The organism is Phytohabitans kaempferiae (assembly GCF_042433955.1).
Taxonomy (GTDB): Bacteria; Actinomycetota; Actinomycetes; order Mycobacteriales; family Micromonosporaceae; genus Phytohabitans; species Phytohabitans kaempferiae.
In genome coordinates this window covers 36,217-55,014 of the sequence record NZ_JBHLUH010000089.1, presented here as the reverse complement: position 1 = coordinate 55,014, position 18,798 = coordinate 36,217, and the positions used below count along the sequence as shown (strand labels likewise).

Annotated in this window: 13 protein-coding genes; 6 read left to right on the top strand and 7 right to left on the bottom strand. The window is 73.7% G+C overall.

Annotation, left to right across the window (positions count from 1 at the left end; genetic code table 11):
- Window positions 1–187: 187 nt before the first annotated feature.
- The 4 genes from ACFFIA_RS39450 to ACFFIA_RS39435 form a co-directional block, all read right to left on the bottom strand.
- Complete coding sequence (locus ACFFIA_RS39450; RefSeq protein WP_377261648.1) at window positions 188–1,408, bottom strand: serpin family protein; 1,221 nt, start codon at window positions 1,406–1,408, stop codon at window positions 188–190.
- A gap of 48 nt (window positions 1,409–1,456) precedes the next feature.
- Window positions 1,457–2,671: an MFS transporter gene (locus ACFFIA_RS39445; RefSeq protein ID WP_377261645.1), complete on the bottom strand. Its 1,215-nt coding sequence runs from the start codon at window positions 2,669–2,671 to the stop codon at window positions 1,457–1,459.
- Window positions 2,668–4,128: an NAD-dependent succinate-semialdehyde dehydrogenase gene (locus ACFFIA_RS39440; protein WP_377261643.1), complete on the bottom strand. Its 1,461-nt coding sequence runs from the start codon at window positions 4,126–4,128 to the stop codon at window positions 2,668–2,670. Before ACFFIA_RS39440 ends, ACFFIA_RS39445 begins: the two co-directional genes overlap by 4 nt.
- Window positions 4,129–4,660: 532 nt before the next feature.
- Window positions 4,661–5,170, bottom strand: coding sequence for a mycothiol transferase (locus tag ACFFIA_RS39435; protein WP_377261641.1), 510 nt, complete (start codon window positions 5,168–5,170; stop codon window positions 4,661–4,663).
- Between the two features lie 77 nt (window positions 5,171–5,247).
- Here ACFFIA_RS39435 and ACFFIA_RS39430 point away from each other — a divergent pair, with 77 nt between their 5' ends.
- The 4 genes from ACFFIA_RS39430 (at window position 5,248) to ACFFIA_RS39415 (ending at window position 9,930) form a co-directional block, all read left to right on the top strand.
- On the top strand, window positions 5,248–6,954 hold the full coding sequence (locus tag ACFFIA_RS39430) for a sugar ABC transporter permease (protein ID WP_377261639.1): 1,707 nt from the start codon (window positions 5,248–5,250) through the stop codon (window positions 6,952–6,954).
- Window positions 6,955–7,193: 239 nt separating this feature from the next.
- Window positions 7,194–7,913, top strand: a complete 720-nt coding sequence (locus ACFFIA_RS39425; protein ID WP_377261636.1) for a DivIVA domain-containing protein — start codon at window positions 7,194–7,196, stop codon at window positions 7,911–7,913.
- A gap of 131 nt (window positions 7,914–8,044) precedes the next feature.
- Window positions 8,045–8,305 (top strand): hypothetical protein, encoded by a 261-nt coding sequence (locus ACFFIA_RS39420; protein ID WP_377261634.1) that lies wholly within the window; start codon window positions 8,045–8,047, stop codon window positions 8,303–8,305.
- Window positions 8,302–9,930: an amidase gene (locus ACFFIA_RS39415; RefSeq protein ID WP_377261632.1), complete on the top strand. Its 1,629-nt coding sequence runs from the start codon at window positions 8,302–8,304 to the stop codon at window positions 9,928–9,930. Before ACFFIA_RS39420 ends, ACFFIA_RS39415 begins: the two co-directional genes overlap by 4 nt.
- A 45-nt stretch (window positions 9,931–9,975) precedes the next feature.
- Here ACFFIA_RS39415 and ACFFIA_RS39410 read toward each other — a convergent pair whose 3' ends face one another.
- Window positions 9,976–10,470, bottom strand: coding sequence for a MarR family winged helix-turn-helix transcriptional regulator (locus ACFFIA_RS39410; RefSeq protein ID WP_377261630.1), 495 nt, complete (start codon window positions 10,468–10,470; stop codon window positions 9,976–9,978).
- Window positions 10,471–10,622: 152 nt separating this feature from the next.
- Between ACFFIA_RS39410 and ACFFIA_RS39405 the strand changes: the two genes are divergently transcribed.
- A complete protein-coding gene (locus tag ACFFIA_RS39405; RefSeq protein WP_377261628.1) occupies window positions 10,623–13,295 on the top strand; it encodes an Hsp70 family protein in 2,673 nt (890 codons plus the stop codon).
- Window positions 13,296–13,339: 44 nt separating this feature from the next.
- Here the strand turns inward: ACFFIA_RS39405 and ACFFIA_RS39400 are convergent, their stop codons facing one another.
- Complete coding sequence (locus tag ACFFIA_RS39400; protein WP_377261627.1) at window positions 13,340–13,795, bottom strand: hypothetical protein; 456 nt, start codon at window positions 13,793–13,795, stop codon at window positions 13,340–13,342.
- A 209-nt stretch (window positions 13,796–14,004) separates the two neighbouring features.
- Here ACFFIA_RS39400 and ACFFIA_RS39395 point away from each other — a divergent pair, with 209 nt between their 5' ends.
- The gene (locus tag ACFFIA_RS39395; protein ID WP_377261625.1) at window positions 14,005–16,395 is read left to right on the top strand and encodes a phosphoketolase family protein; all 2,391 of its coding nucleotides are present in this window, start codon (window positions 14,005–14,007) and stop codon (window positions 16,393–16,395) included.
- 126 nt (window positions 16,396–16,521) lie between these two features.
- Here the strand turns inward: ACFFIA_RS39395 and ACFFIA_RS39390 are convergent, their stop codons facing one another.
- Complete coding sequence (locus ACFFIA_RS39390; RefSeq protein WP_377261623.1) at window positions 16,522–18,726, bottom strand: MMPL family transporter; 2,205 nt, start codon at window positions 18,724–18,726, stop codon at window positions 16,522–16,524.
- Between the last annotated feature and the right edge of the window lie 72 nt (window positions 18,727–18,798).

Sequence of the window (18,798 nt, the reverse complement as noted above, 5' to 3'; positions counted from 1 at the left end):
CACGCGGTGTCCGCATCCCGGCCCACTGGACGAGCCATTCCAAGGACAGAGGTGGGCTACCGCTCTGTCCGCCGCGCTCCAGACCGCCGCTCCCGCGGCCGCACCCTCCGCGATCCACAACCTCGCCCCTCGCCGCGGCACCGAGACCTCGCACGCGCGGAGTCGGTCCTTGGCGAAGACCCCGACGCTACGCCGTCGGGTCGGCGACCGTGCCGACGAAGGCGGGCGTGCGGGTCGCGGTGTGCACGATCGCGTACGCGAACGGCCGGTCGGCGCGGAACGTCACAACGGGCAGCGGTCCCGCCGAGACCGGAAGCTCGAGGCCGGTGGCGGCGGCCGCCTCGGTACCCTTCTCGTCGACGGTGATGGCGGCGCGGTGCGTCGCCTGGCCGAGGCTGACCGCCGGATGGATGCCGGAGAAGCCGGTCAGGTCGGTGACGCCGAGCCCGCGCACCGCCGCGAGCAGGTCGACGCGGGACTCGCTCTCCCACTTCGGCAGGGTCACGTCCGCGACCGCGGGGCGGAGACCGTCCGCCACCGCCGCCAGCGTCTCCGGCGCGAGCAGCTCGACCGGTGCCGGGCCGGACGGGGCCGGCAGCAGGACCCACATGGCGAAGCCGGTCTCCCCGTACGGCAGCTCGACGGCCTGCCAGTCGTCCGACCGGGCGTACCCCGCCGAGGCGACCCGGTGCATCATCGGCGCCAGCACGGTGCTCCCGTCCGGCCGCGTGAACGCCGCCGACTCGCCACCGCGGAACGGCTCCCCCCAGTCCGCCTCGAAGTGGATCGCGTTGGCGAGCACGACCCTCGTGGCCGGGTCGAGCCGGTCGAAGAGCTTGGGGATCCGGCCCCTGGTCCGCTCGCGTACCCAGGCGTCGATCGCGGGCAGGGCGTCGGGCGACCCGAAGTCGACGGTGCGCACGCCGGTGCCGTACTGCGTCGCGAGCGTGCGCAGGAACTCCTCGCCGATCGGGAACCCCGGCTGGGCCCACAGCGCGTTGGCCGCACGCAGCGGGCCGCCCTCGGCCGCGACCTGGCTGTCGAGCGCGTTGAACGCCTCGTGCGTGCCGCGCTCGGGGAAGCCGAACAGCCGGTCGAGCTGCGCGGCCGTCTCGCCGCTGGCGCCGGCGCGGGCCATCGCGAAGGCATACGCGACGCTGAGCGGGGACATGACCCAGTTGCGGCCCGGCTCGGCCGTGCGGCTCACCTCGTAGCCCACGGCGGTGAGCCCCGCCACGACGGCACCGGTCGGGGCGCCGGCGGGCGGCGCCTGCCTCGGTACCCCGGCGGTGACCAGGCCGTGCCGCGCGGCGCTGGCCGGCCCCGCGGCGGCCGCGCAGGTCGCGATCAGCACGGCCGTGAGGCCGAGGAGGAAGGTCCTGGTCGTCGGTGTTCGCCGGGCGCGCATGGAGCTTGGATGTGGCGGCGCGGGCGGTGGTTCCCGGGTCGGGCCGTCCTATCCGGCGTCGGCCGGCCGGGGCTCGGTCACGGCGCGGGGCCGCGGGATCCAGCGGTTCATGCTCCACGCGGTCCACAGGCCGAGCGCGCCCACGACCACCACCGCGGCGGCCGGCGAGAAGACGGCGATCAGCGCGCTGGTGGCGAGCGGCCCGGCGCCGTTGCCGAAGTCGGCGAAGAGCCGCCACGTGCCCAGGAACTGCGGGCGCCCGGTGGCCGGCGCGAAGTCGGCGCCGAGCGTCATGATGATGCCGCTGCTGATCCCGTTGCCGAGCCCCATCAGCGCGGCGACGAACGCCAGCCCCACCGCGCCGGTGGTGAACGGCAGCAGCAGGTGCGCGACGCCGAGGAGCAGAGTGGACGGTACGGCGACCCAGCGCCGCCCGTACCGGTCCATGATCTTGCCGCCGGGGTAGAAGAGCGCCATGTCGAGCGCGGCGGAGAGGCCGAAGACGAGGCTGACCGCGGTCGCGTCGAGTCCGATGTGGATGCCCCAGAGCGGGATGATGGCCTGCCGCGAGGCGCGCAATACACCGACCGAGGCGACCGAGAGCCCGAGCGTGCGCAGCAGTGGCGCGTGCCGCCGGAGCATCGCGAGCGTGGCGACGTGGTCGTCGCTCCCCGCCAAGCGGTCGATCGGGCGCAGGTCCGCCGCGAGCACCAGCGTGCCGGCGGCGAGCACGGCGGCGGCGAGGTGCACCCAGTACGCGCCCTCGGTGCCGAGCGCGGCCATCGCCCCCACGGCGGCGAACGGCCCGACGAAGCGGCCGATCCGGTGCACACCGGCCAATGTGGAGAGTGCCCGGGCGCGCATCGCGTACGGCACGGCCTCGGTCACGTACGTCTGGCGGGCCAGGTTCCACACCGCGCCGCAGAGCCCGGTGACGAAGACGCCGGCCGCGAAGAGCCACAGCGTGGGCGCGAGCAGGCAGGCGAGCAGCGCGGGTACGGCGCCGGCGGCGGCGAGCAGCATCGCCCGCCGCTCCCCGACCCGCCCGACCAGCCAGCCGCCGGGCAGGTCGCCGGCGATCTGCCCGACACCGAGCCCGGCCAGCACCAGGCCGGCGACGGCCAGCGAGGCGCCGAGGTCCACCGCCGAGGTGACCACGACCGGCAGGATGGCCCCCTGCCCGAGGCCCCACAGCATGGCTGGTACGTAGACCGGCCAGCCGAGGGACCTCAGGGTCGCCCCGACGGCGTCCTCGCGGGTCAAGCCGCGATGCCGGCGTACTTGGTGCTGAGGTACTCCTCGATGCCCTCCGGCCCGCCCTCGCGGCCCATGCCGGACCACTTGACCCCGCCGAACGGCGCGGCCGGGTTGGAGACGAGCCCTTTGTTGAGGCCGACCATGCCGGTCTCCAGCCCTTCGATGACCCGGATCGCGCGGTTGAGGTCGCGGCAGAAGGCGTAGGCGACCAGGCCGTACTCGGTGTCGTTGGCCAGCCGGACGGCCTCCTCGTCGGTGCGGAACCGGTAGACCGGCGCGACCGGGCCGAAGATCTCCTCGGTGTGCATCCTGGCGCCGGTCGGCACGCCGGTGAGCACGGTGGGCGTGAAGAAGTAGCCCTCGCGGTCGGGCGCCCCGCCGCCGGTGAGCACCTTGGCGCCCCGGTCGACCGCGTCGCCGACCAGCTCGGTCACCTTGCCCCGCTGCTTCTCGTCGATCAGCGGGCCGACCTTGACGCCCGGCTCGGTGCCACGGCCGACCCGCATGTCGGCGAGGGCCGCGGCGAGCCGCTCGGCGAACTCGTCGGCCACCGACTCGTGCGCGTAGAAGCGGTTTGCCGCGACGCACGACTCGCCCATGTTGCGCATCTTGGCGATGACCGCATGCTCGACCGCCAGCTCCAGGTCGGCGTCGTCGAAGACCAGGAACGGCGCGTTGCCGCCCAGCTCCATGGAGAGGCGCAGCAGGTTGCCGGCGGACTGCGCGACCAGCATCTGCCCCACCTCCGTCGAGCCGGTGAAGGAGAGCTTGCGCAGCCGGCGGTCGCCGATGATCGGCTTGATCACGCGGCTGGCCGAGGAGGCGGTGATCACGTTGACCACGCCGGGCGGGAGGCCCGCCTCGGCCAGCAGGTTGACCATCAGGTTGTTGGAGAGCGGGGTGAGCTGGGCGGGCTTGACCACCATCGTGCAGCCGGCGGCGATGGCCGGCCCGATCTTCCGGGCGCCCATCGCGAGCGGGAAGTTCCACGGCGTGATCAGCAGGCACGGCCCGACCGGCTGCTTCATCGTCAACAGGCGGCCGGCGCCGTTGGGCTCGTCGGACCAGCGGCCGCTGACCCGCACCGCCTCCTCGGCGAACCACCGGAAGAACTCGGCCGCGTACTTCACCTCGGCGGCCGACTCGGCGATCGGCTTGCCCATCTCGAGCGTCACCATGAGGGCCAGCTCGTCGACCCGCTCGTTCATCAGCTCGAAGCAGCGGCGCAGGATCTCGCCGCGCTGGCGGGCCGGCGTGGCGGCCCAGGACGCCTGTGCCGCGGCGGCGGCGTCGAGCGCGGCCACCGCGTCGTCCGCTGTGGCGTCGGCCACACGCGCCAGCGGCCGCGTGGTCGCGGGGTCGACCACGTCGAGCCACTCGCCGCCCGCTGCCGGCCGCCACTCACCCCCGATGAAAAGCCCATCGGGTACGGAGGCGACAAGCCCTTTCTCGTCGACGCTCATCGCTGATCTCCCTCCACTGTGGGCAGTGCTCGGTAGTTACCGAGCGGTCCTACGTGTAGTTCTTTCCCAGCGCGAAGCCGCCGACACCTGGGACGGTGGCCAGGTCGCCGGGGCGGGCCGGTGGCGTCCGCCCGGTTATCCGGCGGGAGCTTCCATGCCTTGGACATGGTGACATGATCGATCATGAGGTACCCGTCTCTCCGTCCATAGGATTATGAGCCTCCCCCGGAAGATCGTCATGTGCTCGCGGCGAAGATCACCTGTTCGTCCGCGGATGGCGCCGCCGTGTCCCGGCAGCCGCCGTCGATCACCAGGCCGGCGATGCCCCGGTGCCGCGCGGCGACGCCGCGCCCACCGAGGAGTGCCGCCCAAGACGCTCGCCGAGTCGCCGCCGGCGATGCGCCGCGAGGGCCTGGTCGTCCGAACGGCGTACGAAGAAGATCGCGCGTGGAAGTCGCCCTCACCCCGCCGTGGCGAGGCCCGCTGGAGCCGGCGGCGGCCGCCGCGTGTGGAGCGCGCCACCTGCCGGCGGTTAGCCGGACCTGACCAGGCCGCGCACGTAGGCGGCCTGGCCCACGTGCTGGTCGTCGTCGTTGAGCACGCTGACCAGCCGCACGCCGAGCGTCACCGGCGGGTCCCAGCTCTCGTCGACGACCCGGTCGAGGTCTTTCGCGCTCAGCCCGCCCAGGTAGTCGCGGGTACGGGCGAAGACCGCGTCGAAGTAGCCGACCAACACCTCCGCGCTCTCCGGCCGGACCCGGGCGACCTGCTCGGCGCTGTGCGCGTATCCGGTGTCGGCGGGGTCGGGATCGAGCCCGAAGCGGGCCGCCCAACCGTCGCGGACGTACACCTGCTCGGCGTCCATCAACTCGGCGACGTGGCCGTCCTGCATCCGGGTGAGATGCCAGACCAGCCAGCCCACCGTGTTGGCGCCCGGCCCCGGCGCCCAGTGCAGCTCCTCCGGGGTCAGCCCGTCGACGGCGGCCCGGACCAGCTCGGGGAGGCGCTCGAACGCCTCGGTCAGCACCTCTCTCGCGTCCACAGCCGTAGACTATCGGCCCTTACCTCAGCATGCGCCCGAACCGTGGGGGTTTGACGGGCCGGGCTAGTCTGCGCCCCGTGACCGTACTCCCACCTCGCACCGCGCCACTCCCACCTCGCACCGCGCCCGCGAACCGCCTGCTCGGCGCCCTCCTGCTGCTGCCCGCGACGCTGGCGCTGCTGTGGTCGTACGTGCTGCCGTCACTGTCCACAGTGGTGGAGAGCTTCCAGCGCGGCTCCCTTCTGGGGCAACGGAGACCGGCACCGCCCATCGCCGACGAGGGCGCCGGCTTCGAAAACTACGAGCGGGCGCTGAACGGCAACTTCTTCGGCGGGCTCGGCACGGTGGTGCTGATGGCGCTCGTACCGCTCCTCGCCGCGCTGGTGGTCGCGCCGCTGCTCGCGCTCGCCGCCGACCGCGCGGGGCGGGTCGCGCGCGTGGTGACCCGCGTGCTGCTGGCGCTGCCGATCGCCCTCTACGCCCCCACGGCCGTGGTCATCGGCTGGTACACGGGCCGGCTGCGGGACGGCTCGTGGGAGTTCGGCGCGCGGTCGACCTCGGTGTGGGTCTTCGCCTGGCTCTCGGCCGGGCTGGTCGTGGCCATCGCGGCGACGGCCTTCCTCGCGGTGCTCCGCGACCGCTCCCCGGGACGGCGGCCAGGCCCCGCGCTCCTGGTGGTCGGCGCGGTGCTCGGGCTGGGCATCCTCGCCACGGTGCTTCAGACGATCACCGTGCCCCTGCTGCTGCCCACCAGGTCGCCGCCGCCGGTCTCCGCGGCGGTGCTGCGCAGCCTCGCGGTCGCCGACTTCGGGCCGGGCGCGGCCGCCTCGGTCGTCCTGCTCGTCATGCTCGGCGTGCTGGGGCTCGGCACGGTGGCGCTGCTGCTGGCGACGCGTACCCGGATCGAGGTCGCGCCCGCCGAGCCGGTGCGTCCCGCCCATCCCGCGGCGGTCGTGGCGGTCGCCGTCGGCGGCGTGGCACTGCTCGCGATCCTCGGGTACGCGCTCTTCCCCTGGCTGCGCCACACGACCAGCCTCGGCGGCGACCTCCCGCGCGGCTTCTCGACCGGGCGGATCATCCTCAACACGTGGCTGCCGCCGCTGGTCTCCGCGGTCGTCGGGGTCGGTCTCGCGGCGCTCGGCGGGTACGCGATCGGCGCGCTCCGCCCGCTCGGCCGGTGGAGCGAGCTGCTCCTGCTGCCGTTCGCGCCGTGGCTCTTCGTCGGCACCGGCCCGCTCGCGATCGCCGGCTACCAGCGGACCCGCGACTTCAGCCAGATCGACACGTTCCTCGGCCTCATCCCGCCCACCTGGCTCTCCATCCCGGCGCTCGTGCTCTTCACGCTCTTCTTCCGGGCGCGACGCTCCACAGTGGTCTCGGCGCTGCCGCTCGCCGCGTTCACGCTGCTGCTGGTGTGGCTGCTGAGCGCGCAGGAGGTGCTCTGGCCGTACCTGGTCGCGCAGTCGCCGACCAACCGTCCGGCGCCGCTCACGGCGGTGACGCTTTCCCAAGGGCTGGCCGCGTTCGGTGGCACCGAGGCCGCGCTGGCGCTGGTGCTCCCGCTGCCGTTGCTGCTGCTGTTCGCGGCCGCGTTCGTCGCGTTGCAGGTCGGCTACCTCGACCGGCTCACGGTGCGGATCGGCCGGGAGCGGTCCGCGTTCGCGCCACCGCCCGGGGCGGCTCCACCGGTGCCCGGGATGGTCCCGCCGCCCGGGACGGCCCCACCGCCGCCGCGGCCGGTGCCCCCTCGGCCGGCGCCGCCATTCGCCCCGCCGAACGGATAAGGCGCGGCACCGGTCCGAATTATGCCGTCTCGGTCATCTGGCTCACCGGGGCGGCATCGCGGAGATACGGATAACTCTCGGAAAGAGCACCAAAGTGGACGGTAGCTCGGACGGGCCGTGGCGCCTCGGCTACACTTCGCGATCCCCCTCCCAGGCGGCCTCCGGGCTTGGTAGTCTGCCGCTCTCACGGCCGGGATCCAGGAGGTCGTCTCGTGACTGACAGTGGGATGAGAGGTCGTGTGAAAGGACTACTCGGCGGGCCGACGCCCTTCGTCAACGACACCCTGGAGCCCATGGACGTGTCCCCCAACGATGCCAATGCCCAGCACCACGCCCTTCAGGTGCTCACGCTCGCCCAGCGCACGGGTGAGGAGCACATCGCCAGCGCGCGGCGCGAGTCCGACCGGATCATCGCGGAGGCGCGGGCCCAGGCGGAGCAGGTGATGCGGGACGCCCAGTCGCACGCCCAGGTGCTCCAGAAGGAGGCGGAGAAGGCGCTCGCCGACGCGCACGCCTCGGCCGCGCAGATCACCGAGGCGGCCCAGGCGCACTCCGACGCCGCGCAGCGCAGCGCCGAAGACCTCCTCGGCGACGCCCGCACGCGCGCCGACGAGCTGGTGAAGGCCGCGCGGGCCAGCGCCGACGAGCTCAAGCACCAGGCCCACCAGCGGTACGAGGACGTGGTCGGCACCCTCGCCGCCAAGCGCGAGGCCCTCCAGCGGCAGATCGAGTCACTGGAGCAGTTCGACCACGACTACCGGGCCCGGCTCACCTCGTTCATGCAGCACCAGCTCCGCGCGCTCTGGGTCGACGAGCCACGGGTCGACACCGAGGCGATCGACGGCTTCGAGGGCTTCGAGGGCTTCGAGGAGTTGGAGGCGGAGACGTCGCCGCAGGCCGCGCTCGAGGAGGCGACGGTGGCGGTGCCGACCCAGGGCAGCAAGTCCGATCTCTCATAACGACCAGCACGGTCGTAACAATCAGCCACGCCGCCGTAACAATTGATGATCATCGGCGGTAACACCGCGGCCATTCACTCCACACGGTCGCGCGATCCGGACGGTCGCGCGCATCGCGAGGAAGGAATGGCATGGCAGTTCCCACGCCGCCCACCGACGCCGAACTCGACACGTACATCCGGACCCGCTATGCCCTCGTCGGCATAGACCTCTCCACCCTGCCCGAGAACGACCCCACCGCCCCCATGGACCAGGCGCGCGTGCTCGCCAACGCGCGCAGCACCATCCGCCAGGAGGTCCAGTACTCCGACTACGTGCCGGACCAGCAGGCGCACGCGGCCGTCCTCTACCCCGCCCCGCTCTCGGTGTGGACGGGAGAGTACCGGCCATGACGCTCGACGTACCTCAGGATCTCGCCGTCGACCGGCGCTGGTTCATGTCCCGGATGGCGGCCGTGTGGGCGGCGGCCGGGGCCGGCACCGTCCTCGGCGCCGGCGTGCTCACCGCGCCGGCCGCCGCGGGCGGTGGCTCCGGCGGGAGCGGCGTCTGGTCCGGCGCCTACGCCAGGACGATCCGCCGCGCGGCCCTCGACGACCCCACCGAGCTGACCATCAGCGAGGCGGCCGCCGCCTTCAAACGCGGCAAGCTGCGCCCGGTCGACCTCATGGAGGCGTACCTGGAGCGGCTCGCCGCGTACGACGGCGTCTACCAGGCGTTCCTGTGGCGCCCCACGGACGCGCAACTGCTCGCCGCCGCCCGCCGCGTGCGCATCGACTCGCGTTCCACGCCGCTCGCCGGCATCGTGACCGCGGAGAAGGACAACTTCTACACCAAGGGCATCCCGACCACGGCGATGTCCCCGGTGTACGCCGACTTCGTGCCCGAGTACGACTCGACCGTCCACGCGCGACTGAAGGCGGCCGGCGCCATCATGATGGGAAAGGCCGCGATGGGCCCGCTCGCCTCCGGCCGCGCCCGCCTCCCCGACGGCACCGCCACCACCGTCAACGCGTGGACGCCGGACGACATCCGCTACAGCCCGAGCGGCTCCAGCGGCGGCACCGCCACCGCGGTCGCCGGCCGGCTCTCCACATCGGGCACCGGCACGCAGACCGGCGGCTCGATCACCAGCCCTTCACAGGCGCAGAATCTGACCGGGCTCAAGCCGACCTTCGGGCGGGCCTCGCTCTACGGCATCGTGCCGCTCACGTTCACCCGCGACCATCCCGGCCCGCTCGCCCGGGACGCGATGGACGCCGCCATCATGCTCCAGGCGTTCGCCGGACCGGACCGGAACGACCCGCGCACGCTCGGCATGCCGCCGGTGCCCAACCTGGTGCGGGCGGCGACCGTCCACACCGTACGGGGAAAGCCGAAGGTGCGGTGGGCCACCACGGTCGGCTATCCGCCGGACTTCCTGAGCGGCGCCAACGCCGAGACCCTCCCCATGCGACAGTCGCTTCTGGACAAGCTGGCGGAGGTAGGATGCCGGGTCAGGGAGGTCGCGTACCCCGCCGACTGGGAGCTGCTCTCCGGCCTCTCCAGCACCGCCGGCGAGGCGACGAACATGTTCCTGCCGTTCCTGCGCAAGGACGTGAGCCTCTTCGCCGACCGGCTGCCCGGCTTCCTCAACGGCATGTTCCGCAGCTCGGACAACTACATGAAGATGCTCCAGGCGCGGTACCAGTTCCTGCGGCTGGTACTCGACCAGGTCTTCGACAGGTGCGACGTGTTCCTCACCGGCACCGTGTTCGACGGGATCGGGCTGCCGCTGATCGCGTTCCCGTACGGCATGGGCGTCGACACCACCACCGGCCTGCCGGTGCCGCGGGGCACGACGCTGGGCGCGCCGCCCTTCGGCGAGGAGCGGCTGCTGGCGGTGGTCGCCGCGTACCAGGCGGTGACCGACCACCACCTGCGGCGTCCACCGGACCCGACCGCCGCGGCCGCGAGCCTGTTCGGCCGGTCGGCCCCGTACAAGGTGCCGGCCGACTACGACGCGACGGACGAGACCTGATCCGTCCGGGTCGCGAGGGCCGGCCACCGGCCCCCGCGGCTCGCTTCAGCGGCGCCGGCGGGCGCGCAGCTCGGCGAGGTCGGCCAGTGGCGCCCGTTCCCCGGTGATGTCCTGAAGGGTCACCCACAGCGCGTCGAACCGCGCCGCGCCGACCTGCTCGCGCCACGACTCCAGCACCGCGGCGATCGCGTGGTGGACGTCGCGCTCCAGCGCGCGCCCCGACGGCGTGAGGTGCAGCAGGCGGGCGCGCGTGTCGCCGGGGTCCGGGCCGCGGCTGACGTATCCGTGCCGCTCCAGGTGGATGACCAGCTCGTGCATGGACTGCTTGGTCATGCCCGCGTGGACGGCCAGCTCCGCCGTGGTCGATCCCTCGATGCCGTCGAACCGGAAGATCAGCAGGTGGGCCCGGCGCAGGTCGGGATGGGCCGGGCCGACCTGCGCGAGCACGGCGTCGAGCGCCTGGCCCAGGGCGACGCGGAGCAGGCCAAGCCGGCGCCCGGTGCGCGGCAGCTCCTCGTCGCCGCACGTCTCGGTAGACATGGCGGTCAGGTTACCGTCCGTCACCGGGAGGGCCCCGGCCGCGGTCGGCGAGCACCAGGCGCACCGTACGCCGCGTGAGCCGGCACGCTGTCCGGCCGCCCGCCGCGCCGCCGGCTTCCCTGGCACTGTGCGGGAGGTCGTAGGGTGGCCGTGTGGGGGGCGAGGGATACCGGGTCGGCATCGACTTCGGCACCTCCAACACCGCCGCCGTGCTGGCCTTCCCCGACGGGCGGGTCCGCCCCCTCCTCTTCGACGGCTCGCCGCTGCTCCCCTCCGCGGTGTACGCCGACCCGGCGGCCGGCTCACCCCGTTCCGGCGACCAAGACGGGCCGCCGGCTCCCGGCGGCCCGGCGGCCGGCGTGGCCGGTGACGCGGGGGGCGCTCCGGCCGGACTGCTCGTGGGCCGGGATGCGACGCACGCGGCGCGGACCCGTCCCGACTGCTTCGAGCCGCACCCCAAGCGCTGCGTCGACCAGGGCACCGTGCTGCTCGGCCCGCGGGAGGTGCCCGTGACCGATCTGGTCCGCGCGGTCCTGCGCCGGGTCGCCGCGGAGGCGGCCCGCGTCGCCGGCGGCCCGGTGTCCCGCGCGGTCCTGACCTGCCCCGTCGGCTGGGGGCCCAGGCGCCGGGAGGTGCTGCTGGAGGCGGCGCGGGCGGAGTTCGGCGAGGTGACGCTGGTGACCGAGCCGGTGGCCGCCGCCACCTACTTCGTCACCGTCGCCGGCGGGCGCGTGCCGATCGGCTCCTGCGTGATGGTGTACGACCTGGGCGCCGGCACCTTCGACGCCTCGGTGGTACGCCGCACGGTGGACGGGTTCGACCTGCTGGCCGCCGAAGGGCTGCCGGACGTGGGCGGCCTGGACATCGACGCGGCCATCTTCGCCTCGCTCGGCGCCGCGTACGGCGAGCGCGACCCGGCCGCCTGGGCACGCCTCGCCGAGCCGGTCGAACGCGCCGACCAGCGGGCCGCGCGGGCGCTCTGGGACGACGTGCGCGGCGGCAAGGAGATGCTGTCGCGGGTCGCGCGGACGACCGTGCACGTACCGGTCTTCGACGACGACGCGCCGATCGGCCGGGAGCAGGTGGAGGAGCTCGCCCACCCCGTCCTCGCACGCACGGTCGCGCTGAGTGAGCGCGTGCTGGCGGCCGCCGGTGTGGCGCCCGGGGAGCTGGCCGGGCTCTTCCTCGTCGGCGGGTCGAGCCGCATGCCGCTGGCGGGCGTCCTGCTCCACCGCCACCTGGGCGTGGCGCCGACGGTCGTCGAGCAGCCCGAGCTGGTCGTGGCGGAGGGCAGCCTGCACGCCCGCCCGGTCGCGGCGCGGGCCGGCGCGGGACCGGCCGGTGGCGGCTCCCCGGACTGGCCGGACGAGCCGCCCGCCCCGCCCGAGCCGGTCGAGCCCGCCCGGCGCCTCTCCCCCCGCGTGCTGGCCGCCGTCGGGCTGGCCCTGGCGCTGCTGGCGACGAGCGCCGCGGTCCTGCTGCACCAGCGCCGCCAGCCACCTCCCGGCGACCTCGGGCGGCTCCCGGAGTCGATGCGCGCCGACTGCCGCCCCGGCGACGCGCCCGCCCTGCCCGGGGCGACCGCCTCCCTGCGCTGCACCGGCCCGGCCGGCGACGCGGTGGTCGACCTCTTCGCCGACCCGGGCGCCGTCGAGGCCGCCTACGACCAGGCGGTGAGCGGTGCCGGCGTGCCGAGCGGCGAAGGTGACTGCACAGTGGACGCCCGAGGTGAGCACCGCTATCCGGACACCGGCCCGGCCCGGGGCCGCGTGGTCTGCTACGAGAGCGGCGGGACGGCCACGCTCGTGTGGACCGACGACGGCGCCCGTACGCTCGCCCGGGTCGAGGCGCCTGCCGCCGACCTGCCGAGGCTCCGCACCGCGTGGCGGTCGTGGACCGGGTCGCCCGCCTTCCCCACCGAGGCGGAGCAGTCGCTCACCGAACTCGTGGGGCTGGCCGACTGCCGTCGTGCGGGCGTCGCCGACCTCGACGACTTCGCCGGCGCGACCGCCGGTGTCCAATGTAGACCGCAGGGGGTCGGCGCGACCGCCGTCTCCTACTACCGCTTCGCCTCGCTCGACGCGCTCCGGGCCACGATGGACGCGCGCGGGGCCGCCAACGAGGTGCCGGCCGGGGTCGACTGCGCCGAGGGCGAGGCCGAGGACTTCCGCGGCACGCGCCGCTTCGACCTGCGCAGCGCCGACATCGGGGTACTCTCCTGCCATCCCGGTCCGCGAAGCACGCTCGTGCTGGAGTGGAGCGTCGAGGCGCTGCTCGTGGCCGGACGCGCCACCGGCACCGAGGCCACCAGCCTGGCCGGATGGTGGCGCGTCTACTTCGGACCGCCGACCGACCGCATCGTGGCCGCGGTCAACGCGACGTCGTCGCCGGCCTTCCCCACCGCGGAGGAGCGGGAGCTGCTCGACCGCGTCCCGGAACGCTCGCGCCACGACTGCCTGCGCCCCTCCCCGGAGCAGAAGCGCCGCAACGTCGGCGAGGCGCCCACCGTCGCCGCGGTCGTGTGCGGTCCGACGAGCGGGGCGAGGGTCGTCTTCTACTACCAGTTCGCCAGCCGCGACGCGATGCGGCGGAGCTACGGCAGCGGCCGCCAGGGCAGCGACTGCACGACGCTGCCGTCCGGCTTCAACGGCGAGGCCCCGTACCGCCGCGGCGGCGCCACCGGCCGGCTGGGCTGCGGCCAGGTCGAGGGCAACCGGTGGCTGGAGTGGACCACCGACCACCTGGCCATCCGGGCCTTCGCCTTCCAGGGCGGCGACCCGGCGGCGATGATCGACTGGTGGCGCCACGACGCCGGTCCACTCTGACCTGAGCCGCCGATCAGGCGCCGCACGGCGGCCTGAGCTGGCGGTCAGCCCTGGACCGAGCCGCCGGTGCTCGCCGTGCCGGTGCCGCTCGTCTGGCCCTGTGTGCGGGCCGTGACCGCGCCGTTGAAGATGGCGAGCGCCTCGACACTCCCCTTGCCGTGGTCGACGGTGAGGCTCCACTCGTGTGTGAGCCCGTCGGCGGGCACGTCGACCGGCAGCCGCCAGGGCAGCTTCACCGCACCGACCTTTGTCGACTTTCCGTCCAGCACGTACGTGAGCGACGTGACCGGCGCGGTGCCGGTCACCGTGAACACAAGGATGTGCGGCCGCCGGGCGGCCGGCGTCGAGGCGGCCGGCAGGGACGGGCTGGGCGAGGCGGCGGGGGCGGCACCGGAGGTGGCGGGAGCCGCGGCGGGCGGCTCGTCCGCGTCCCCACCGCAGCCGGCGGCGAGGAGCACCACCGCCGCGGCTGCGGGGACAAGTCGGGCTATAGGCGGCATGCGCCACACTCTATCCACGGCCCGCCAATGCCGGCAGACCTGGACCGACGCCAGCACCCCCCGCTCGCGCACCACGCCGAGGCCGCCGTCCCGGCCACCGCGCCCCACGAGGATCCACCACCAGGTGCCAAAACCTCCCAACCCGCCGCCGCGGCACTTTCCGGGCGGCACCGCGCATGAGGGAGCTTCGGTGGGGTAGCCGTGCGGGCATGGACACCACGCTGGAGCCGGCCGCCCCGCTCACCGACACCGAGCTCGCGCGGCTGGACGCGTACTGGCGGGCGGCGAACTACCTCACCGTCGGCCAGATCTACCTGCTCGACAACCCGCTGCTGCGCGAGCCGCTCCGCCCCGAGCACGTCAAGCCCCGCCTCCTCGGGCACTGGGGCACCAGCCCCGGCCTCAACCTGATCTACGCGCACCTCAACCGCGTCGTCAAAGCCCGCGACCTCAACGCCATCTACATCACCGGCCCCGGCCACGGCGGCCCGGCGATCGTCGCCAACACCTGGCTCGAAGGCACCTACAGCGAGCTTCACCCCTCCGTCTCCCGCGACGAGGCCGGCATGGCCCGGCTGTTCCGCCAGTTCTCCTTCCCCGGCGGCATCCCCAGCCACGTCGCCCCCGAGGTGCCCGGCTCGATCCACGAGGGCGGCGAGCTGGGCTACTCGCTCATGCACGCCTACGGCGCCGCCTTCGACAACCCCGACCTGCTCGTCGCCTGCGTCATCGGCGACGGCGAGGCGGAGACCGGGCCGTTGCAGGGCAGCTGGCAGTCGAACGTGTTCAACAATCCGGCTCGCGACGGTGCGGTGCTGCCGATCCTGCACCTCAACGGATACAAGATTGCCAATCCCACCGTGCTCGACCGCATCCCCCGCGACGACCTCCTCACCCTCCTGCGGGGGTACGGCTACCGCCCGTACCTGGTCGAGGGGGACGAGATCGGGCCGGTGCACCAAGGGCTGGCCGGCGCCTTCGAACGCGCACTGGACGAGATCGCGGCGATCCAGCGGCACGCCCGTACGACCGGCGACGTGAGCCGCCCCCGCTGGCCGGTGATCGTCATGCGTACCCCCAAGGGCTGGACCGGCCCGAAGAAGGTGGACGGCGTGCCGGTGGAGGGTACGTTCCACGCGCACCAGGTGCCGCTGCACAACGTCCGGCGCAACAGCGAGCACCTGCGGCAGCTCGAGGCGTGGCTGCGCTCGTACCAGCCGGAGGAGCTCTTCGACGCGACGGGCGCGCCGGTCGCCGATGTGGCCGCGCTGCCGCCCGAGGGCGAGCGCCGGATGAGCGCGAACCCGCACGCCAACGGCGGCTCCGTCCTGCGCGACCTGGTCCTGCCGGACTACCGGGGGTACGGCGTCGACGTCCTCCGGCCGGGCGACCCGCACTCCGAGGCGACCCGCGTGCTCGGCCGCTGGCTGCGCGACGTGATCCGCGCCAACCCCGACCGGTTCCGGCTCTTCGGCCCGGACGAGGTGGAGTCGAACCGGCTGAACGCCACGTTCGAGGCGACCGACCGGGCCTTCCTGGCGGCGCGGCGGGAGGACGACGAGCACCTCGGCGTGGACGGGCGGGTCGTGGAGGTGCTCTCCGAGCACCTGTGCCAGGGCTGGCTGGAGGGCTACCTGCTGACCGGGCGGCACGGCATCTTCACCAGCTACGAGGCGTTCATCCACATCGTCGACTCGATGGTGAACCAGCACGCGAAGTGGCTGAAGGTGACCCGCGGCATCCCGTGGCGCCGCCCGATCGCCTCGCTCAACTACCTGCTCTCCTCGCACGTGTGGCGGCAGGACCACAACGGCTTCTCCCACCAGGACCCCGGCTTCATCGACCACGTCGTCAACAAGAAGGCCGAGGTCGTCCGCGTCTACCTCCCACCGGACGCCAACACGTTGCTGTGCACGATGGACCACTGCCTGCGCAGCCGGCACTACATCAACGTCGTCATCGCCGGCAAGCAGCCGGGGCCGAGCTGGCTCGGCGTGGAGGAGGCGGCGCTGCACTGCCGCCGCGGGCTCGGCATCTGGCAGTGGGCGAGCAACGACGAGGGCGTCGTACCCGACGTGGTGCTGGCGTGCGCCGGCGACGTGCCCACGATGGAGACACTGGCCGCCGCCGACCTGCTCCGCCGCCACCTGCCCGACCTCAGGGTCCGCGTGGTCAACGTCGTCGACCTGATGCGGCTCCAGCCGGAGAGCGAGCACCCCCACGGCCTCTCGGACCGCCAGTTCGACACCGTCTTCACCACCGACAAGCCGATCGTCTTCGCCTACCACGGCTACCCGATGCTGATCCACCGGCTCACGTACCGGCGCACCAACCACGGCAACCTGCACGTGCGGGGGTACAAGGAGGAGGGCACCACGACGACCCCGTTCGACATGGTGATGCTCAACGACCTCGACCGTTTCCACCTGGTCATCGACGTCATCGACCGCGTGCCCGGACTGCGGACCCGAGCCGCGCACCTGCGCCAGACGATGGTGGACGAGCGGGAGCGCTGCCGTGACTACACGCGGCGGCACGGCGAGGACGCGCCGGATATCGCCGACTGGCGGTGGCAGCCGGAGGCGGAGACCAATCCGTGACCGAGTGTCCACTGTGTTGCGGGGAAATGGGCAGGTAGCGCGTTCGCCGCCCTGCTGTCGTTCCCCGCCGTGACCCGCTGCCGCGCCGCCCGTCGACTCATTCGCCGTGTGCGGCATGCCCGGCCGCTACCGCGTGCCGCCTGTGGCCGAGGGCACGGCCTCCGCCGGTGGTGCGGGCACACCATGGGGTACGGGCGCCGGCGGCGGCTCGGCCAGCCCGATCCGGCGGTGGAGGCGGCGCAGCGGGCCGGGCGCCCACCAGTTCGCCGGGCCGGCCAGCCGCATCAGCGCGGGCAGCAGCACGCCCCGGATCAGCGTGGCGTCGACGAGCACCGCCAGCGCCATGCCGATGCCGAGCTGCTTGAGGAAGACCACCTGTCCGGTGGCGTACGTGGCGAAGGAGGCGGCCAGGATCACCGCCGCCGCGGTCACCAGCGGGGCGCTGCGGGCGATCCCGGCCGCCACCGAGCGGCGCGCGTCGCCGGTGCGGTCGTACTCCTCCTTGATGCGGACGAGCAGGAAGACCTCGTAGTCCATGGAGAGGCCGTACGCGACACAGAACATCAGGATCGGGATGCTCGGCTCGATCGAGCCGGTGGGCGTGAAGCCGAGCAGCCCGGACAGGTGCCCCTCCTGGAAGACGAAGACCAGCGCGCCGAACATCACCGACAGGCTGAGCATGTTCAGCACGGAGGCTTTCAGGGGTGCGACCACGCTGCCGGTGAGCAGGAAGAGGATGACGAACGTGACCGCGACGATGAGTCCGGCGACCAGCGGAAGGCGGTCGGTCACCCCGTCCCGGTAGTCGGCCAGCTCGGCCGGGTAGCCGCCGACGAGCACCGGAAACGGCGCCGGCTCGGCGCGCACCTCCGTCACGAGGCCGACCGCGTCCGCCTCCAGCCGCTCCGTGGCGACGACCACCGACAGCCAGGTGCCGGAGCCGTTGGCGTGGAACGGTTTGGGCTCGCCGGCCGCCACGCCGTCCACGTAGGAGCCGGTCGCGGTGTCCACGCGCAGCACACCGTCCAACTGGGACAGCCGCGCGGCGTACGGCCCGGCCGCCGCCGGGTCGCCCGCCGGCGCGACCACCTGGAGCGCGTCCGCCTCCTCGGCCGGGAAGTTGGCGCGGATCTGGTCGTACATCTGCCGCACCGGCGCCGACTCGGGCAGCACGCGGTCGTCGGGCAGTCCGAAGCGCACGCCGAGGAAGGGCGAGCCGAGCAGCAGCACGACCGCCAGCGCGGCACCACCGAGCAGGATCGGGCGGCGCATGACGCGCTCGGCCGTACCCCACCAGAAGCGCGCCGGTCGTTCCGGGCCGGGACGGACCAGGCGGCGGCCGAGCACCGCGAGCGCCGCGGGCAGCAGCACCGTGGCGCCGGCGACGGCGGCGACCACCACCGCGATGCCCGCGTACGCGAACGAGCGCAGGAACGGAAACGGGAACGCCAGCAGCACCGCCAGCGACGCGGCGACCGTCAGTCCGCTGAAGACGACCGTCCGACCGGCACTGTGGACGGTCGCCCGGACCGCGGCCGGTACGTCGGCGCCGGCCCGCAGCTCCTCGCGGTACCGGAAGATGACGAACAGGCCGTAGTCGACGCCGAGGCCGATGCCCATGACGAGGGCGATGTTCGCGGCGAAGGTGGAGACGTCGACGGCGGCGAGCACACCGCGCAGCAGCGCGAGCGACCCGAACACCGCGAAGAGCCCCACGCCGAGTGTGACGAGCGCGGCCGAGATCCGCCGGTACACCAGCCAGAGCAGGAGCAGGACCATCGGCAGCACGATCAGCTCGGCGCGCAGGAAGTCCGTGCGGGCCTGCTCCATCACGCCGCGAAACACCTCGTCGCCGCCGCCGACCCGCACCGTGACGCCGCCCCCGGCCCGGTCGAAGCGCTCGGCCAGGCCGGGCAGGACATCGCGGCGCACCTCGTTGGCGTCGCCGGGGACCCAGGCGAGCACCATCGCCTGGCGCGCGTCCGCCCCGCGCAGCGTGTCGGGGGCACCGCGGGTCCAGTACGACCAGGCGTCGCCCACGCCGGGGTACGCGGCCAGCTCGGCGGTGAGCGCCCGGCCCGCCTCGGCGACCGCCGGGTCGTCCACCGTGCCGTGCTCGGCGGTGACCAGCAGGGCGACGTTGGGGCTGCCGGTGCCGAACCCGTCGGCGAGCACCGCCCGGGCCCGCATCGACTCGGAGCCGGGCGCCTCGAAACGGTTGAGCGAGAGCGCGCCGATCGTGCCGGCCCCGACGACGGCCGCGACCGCGAACACGACCAGCCCCACCGCGATCACCCACCAGGGCCTTCCGGTGACCAGACGACCAAGCATGCCGCTCCCCCGCTATCCTCGTTTACGAGCAATCAGTCGCGTTTCGCTCGCCACAATACGAGCGATCACTCG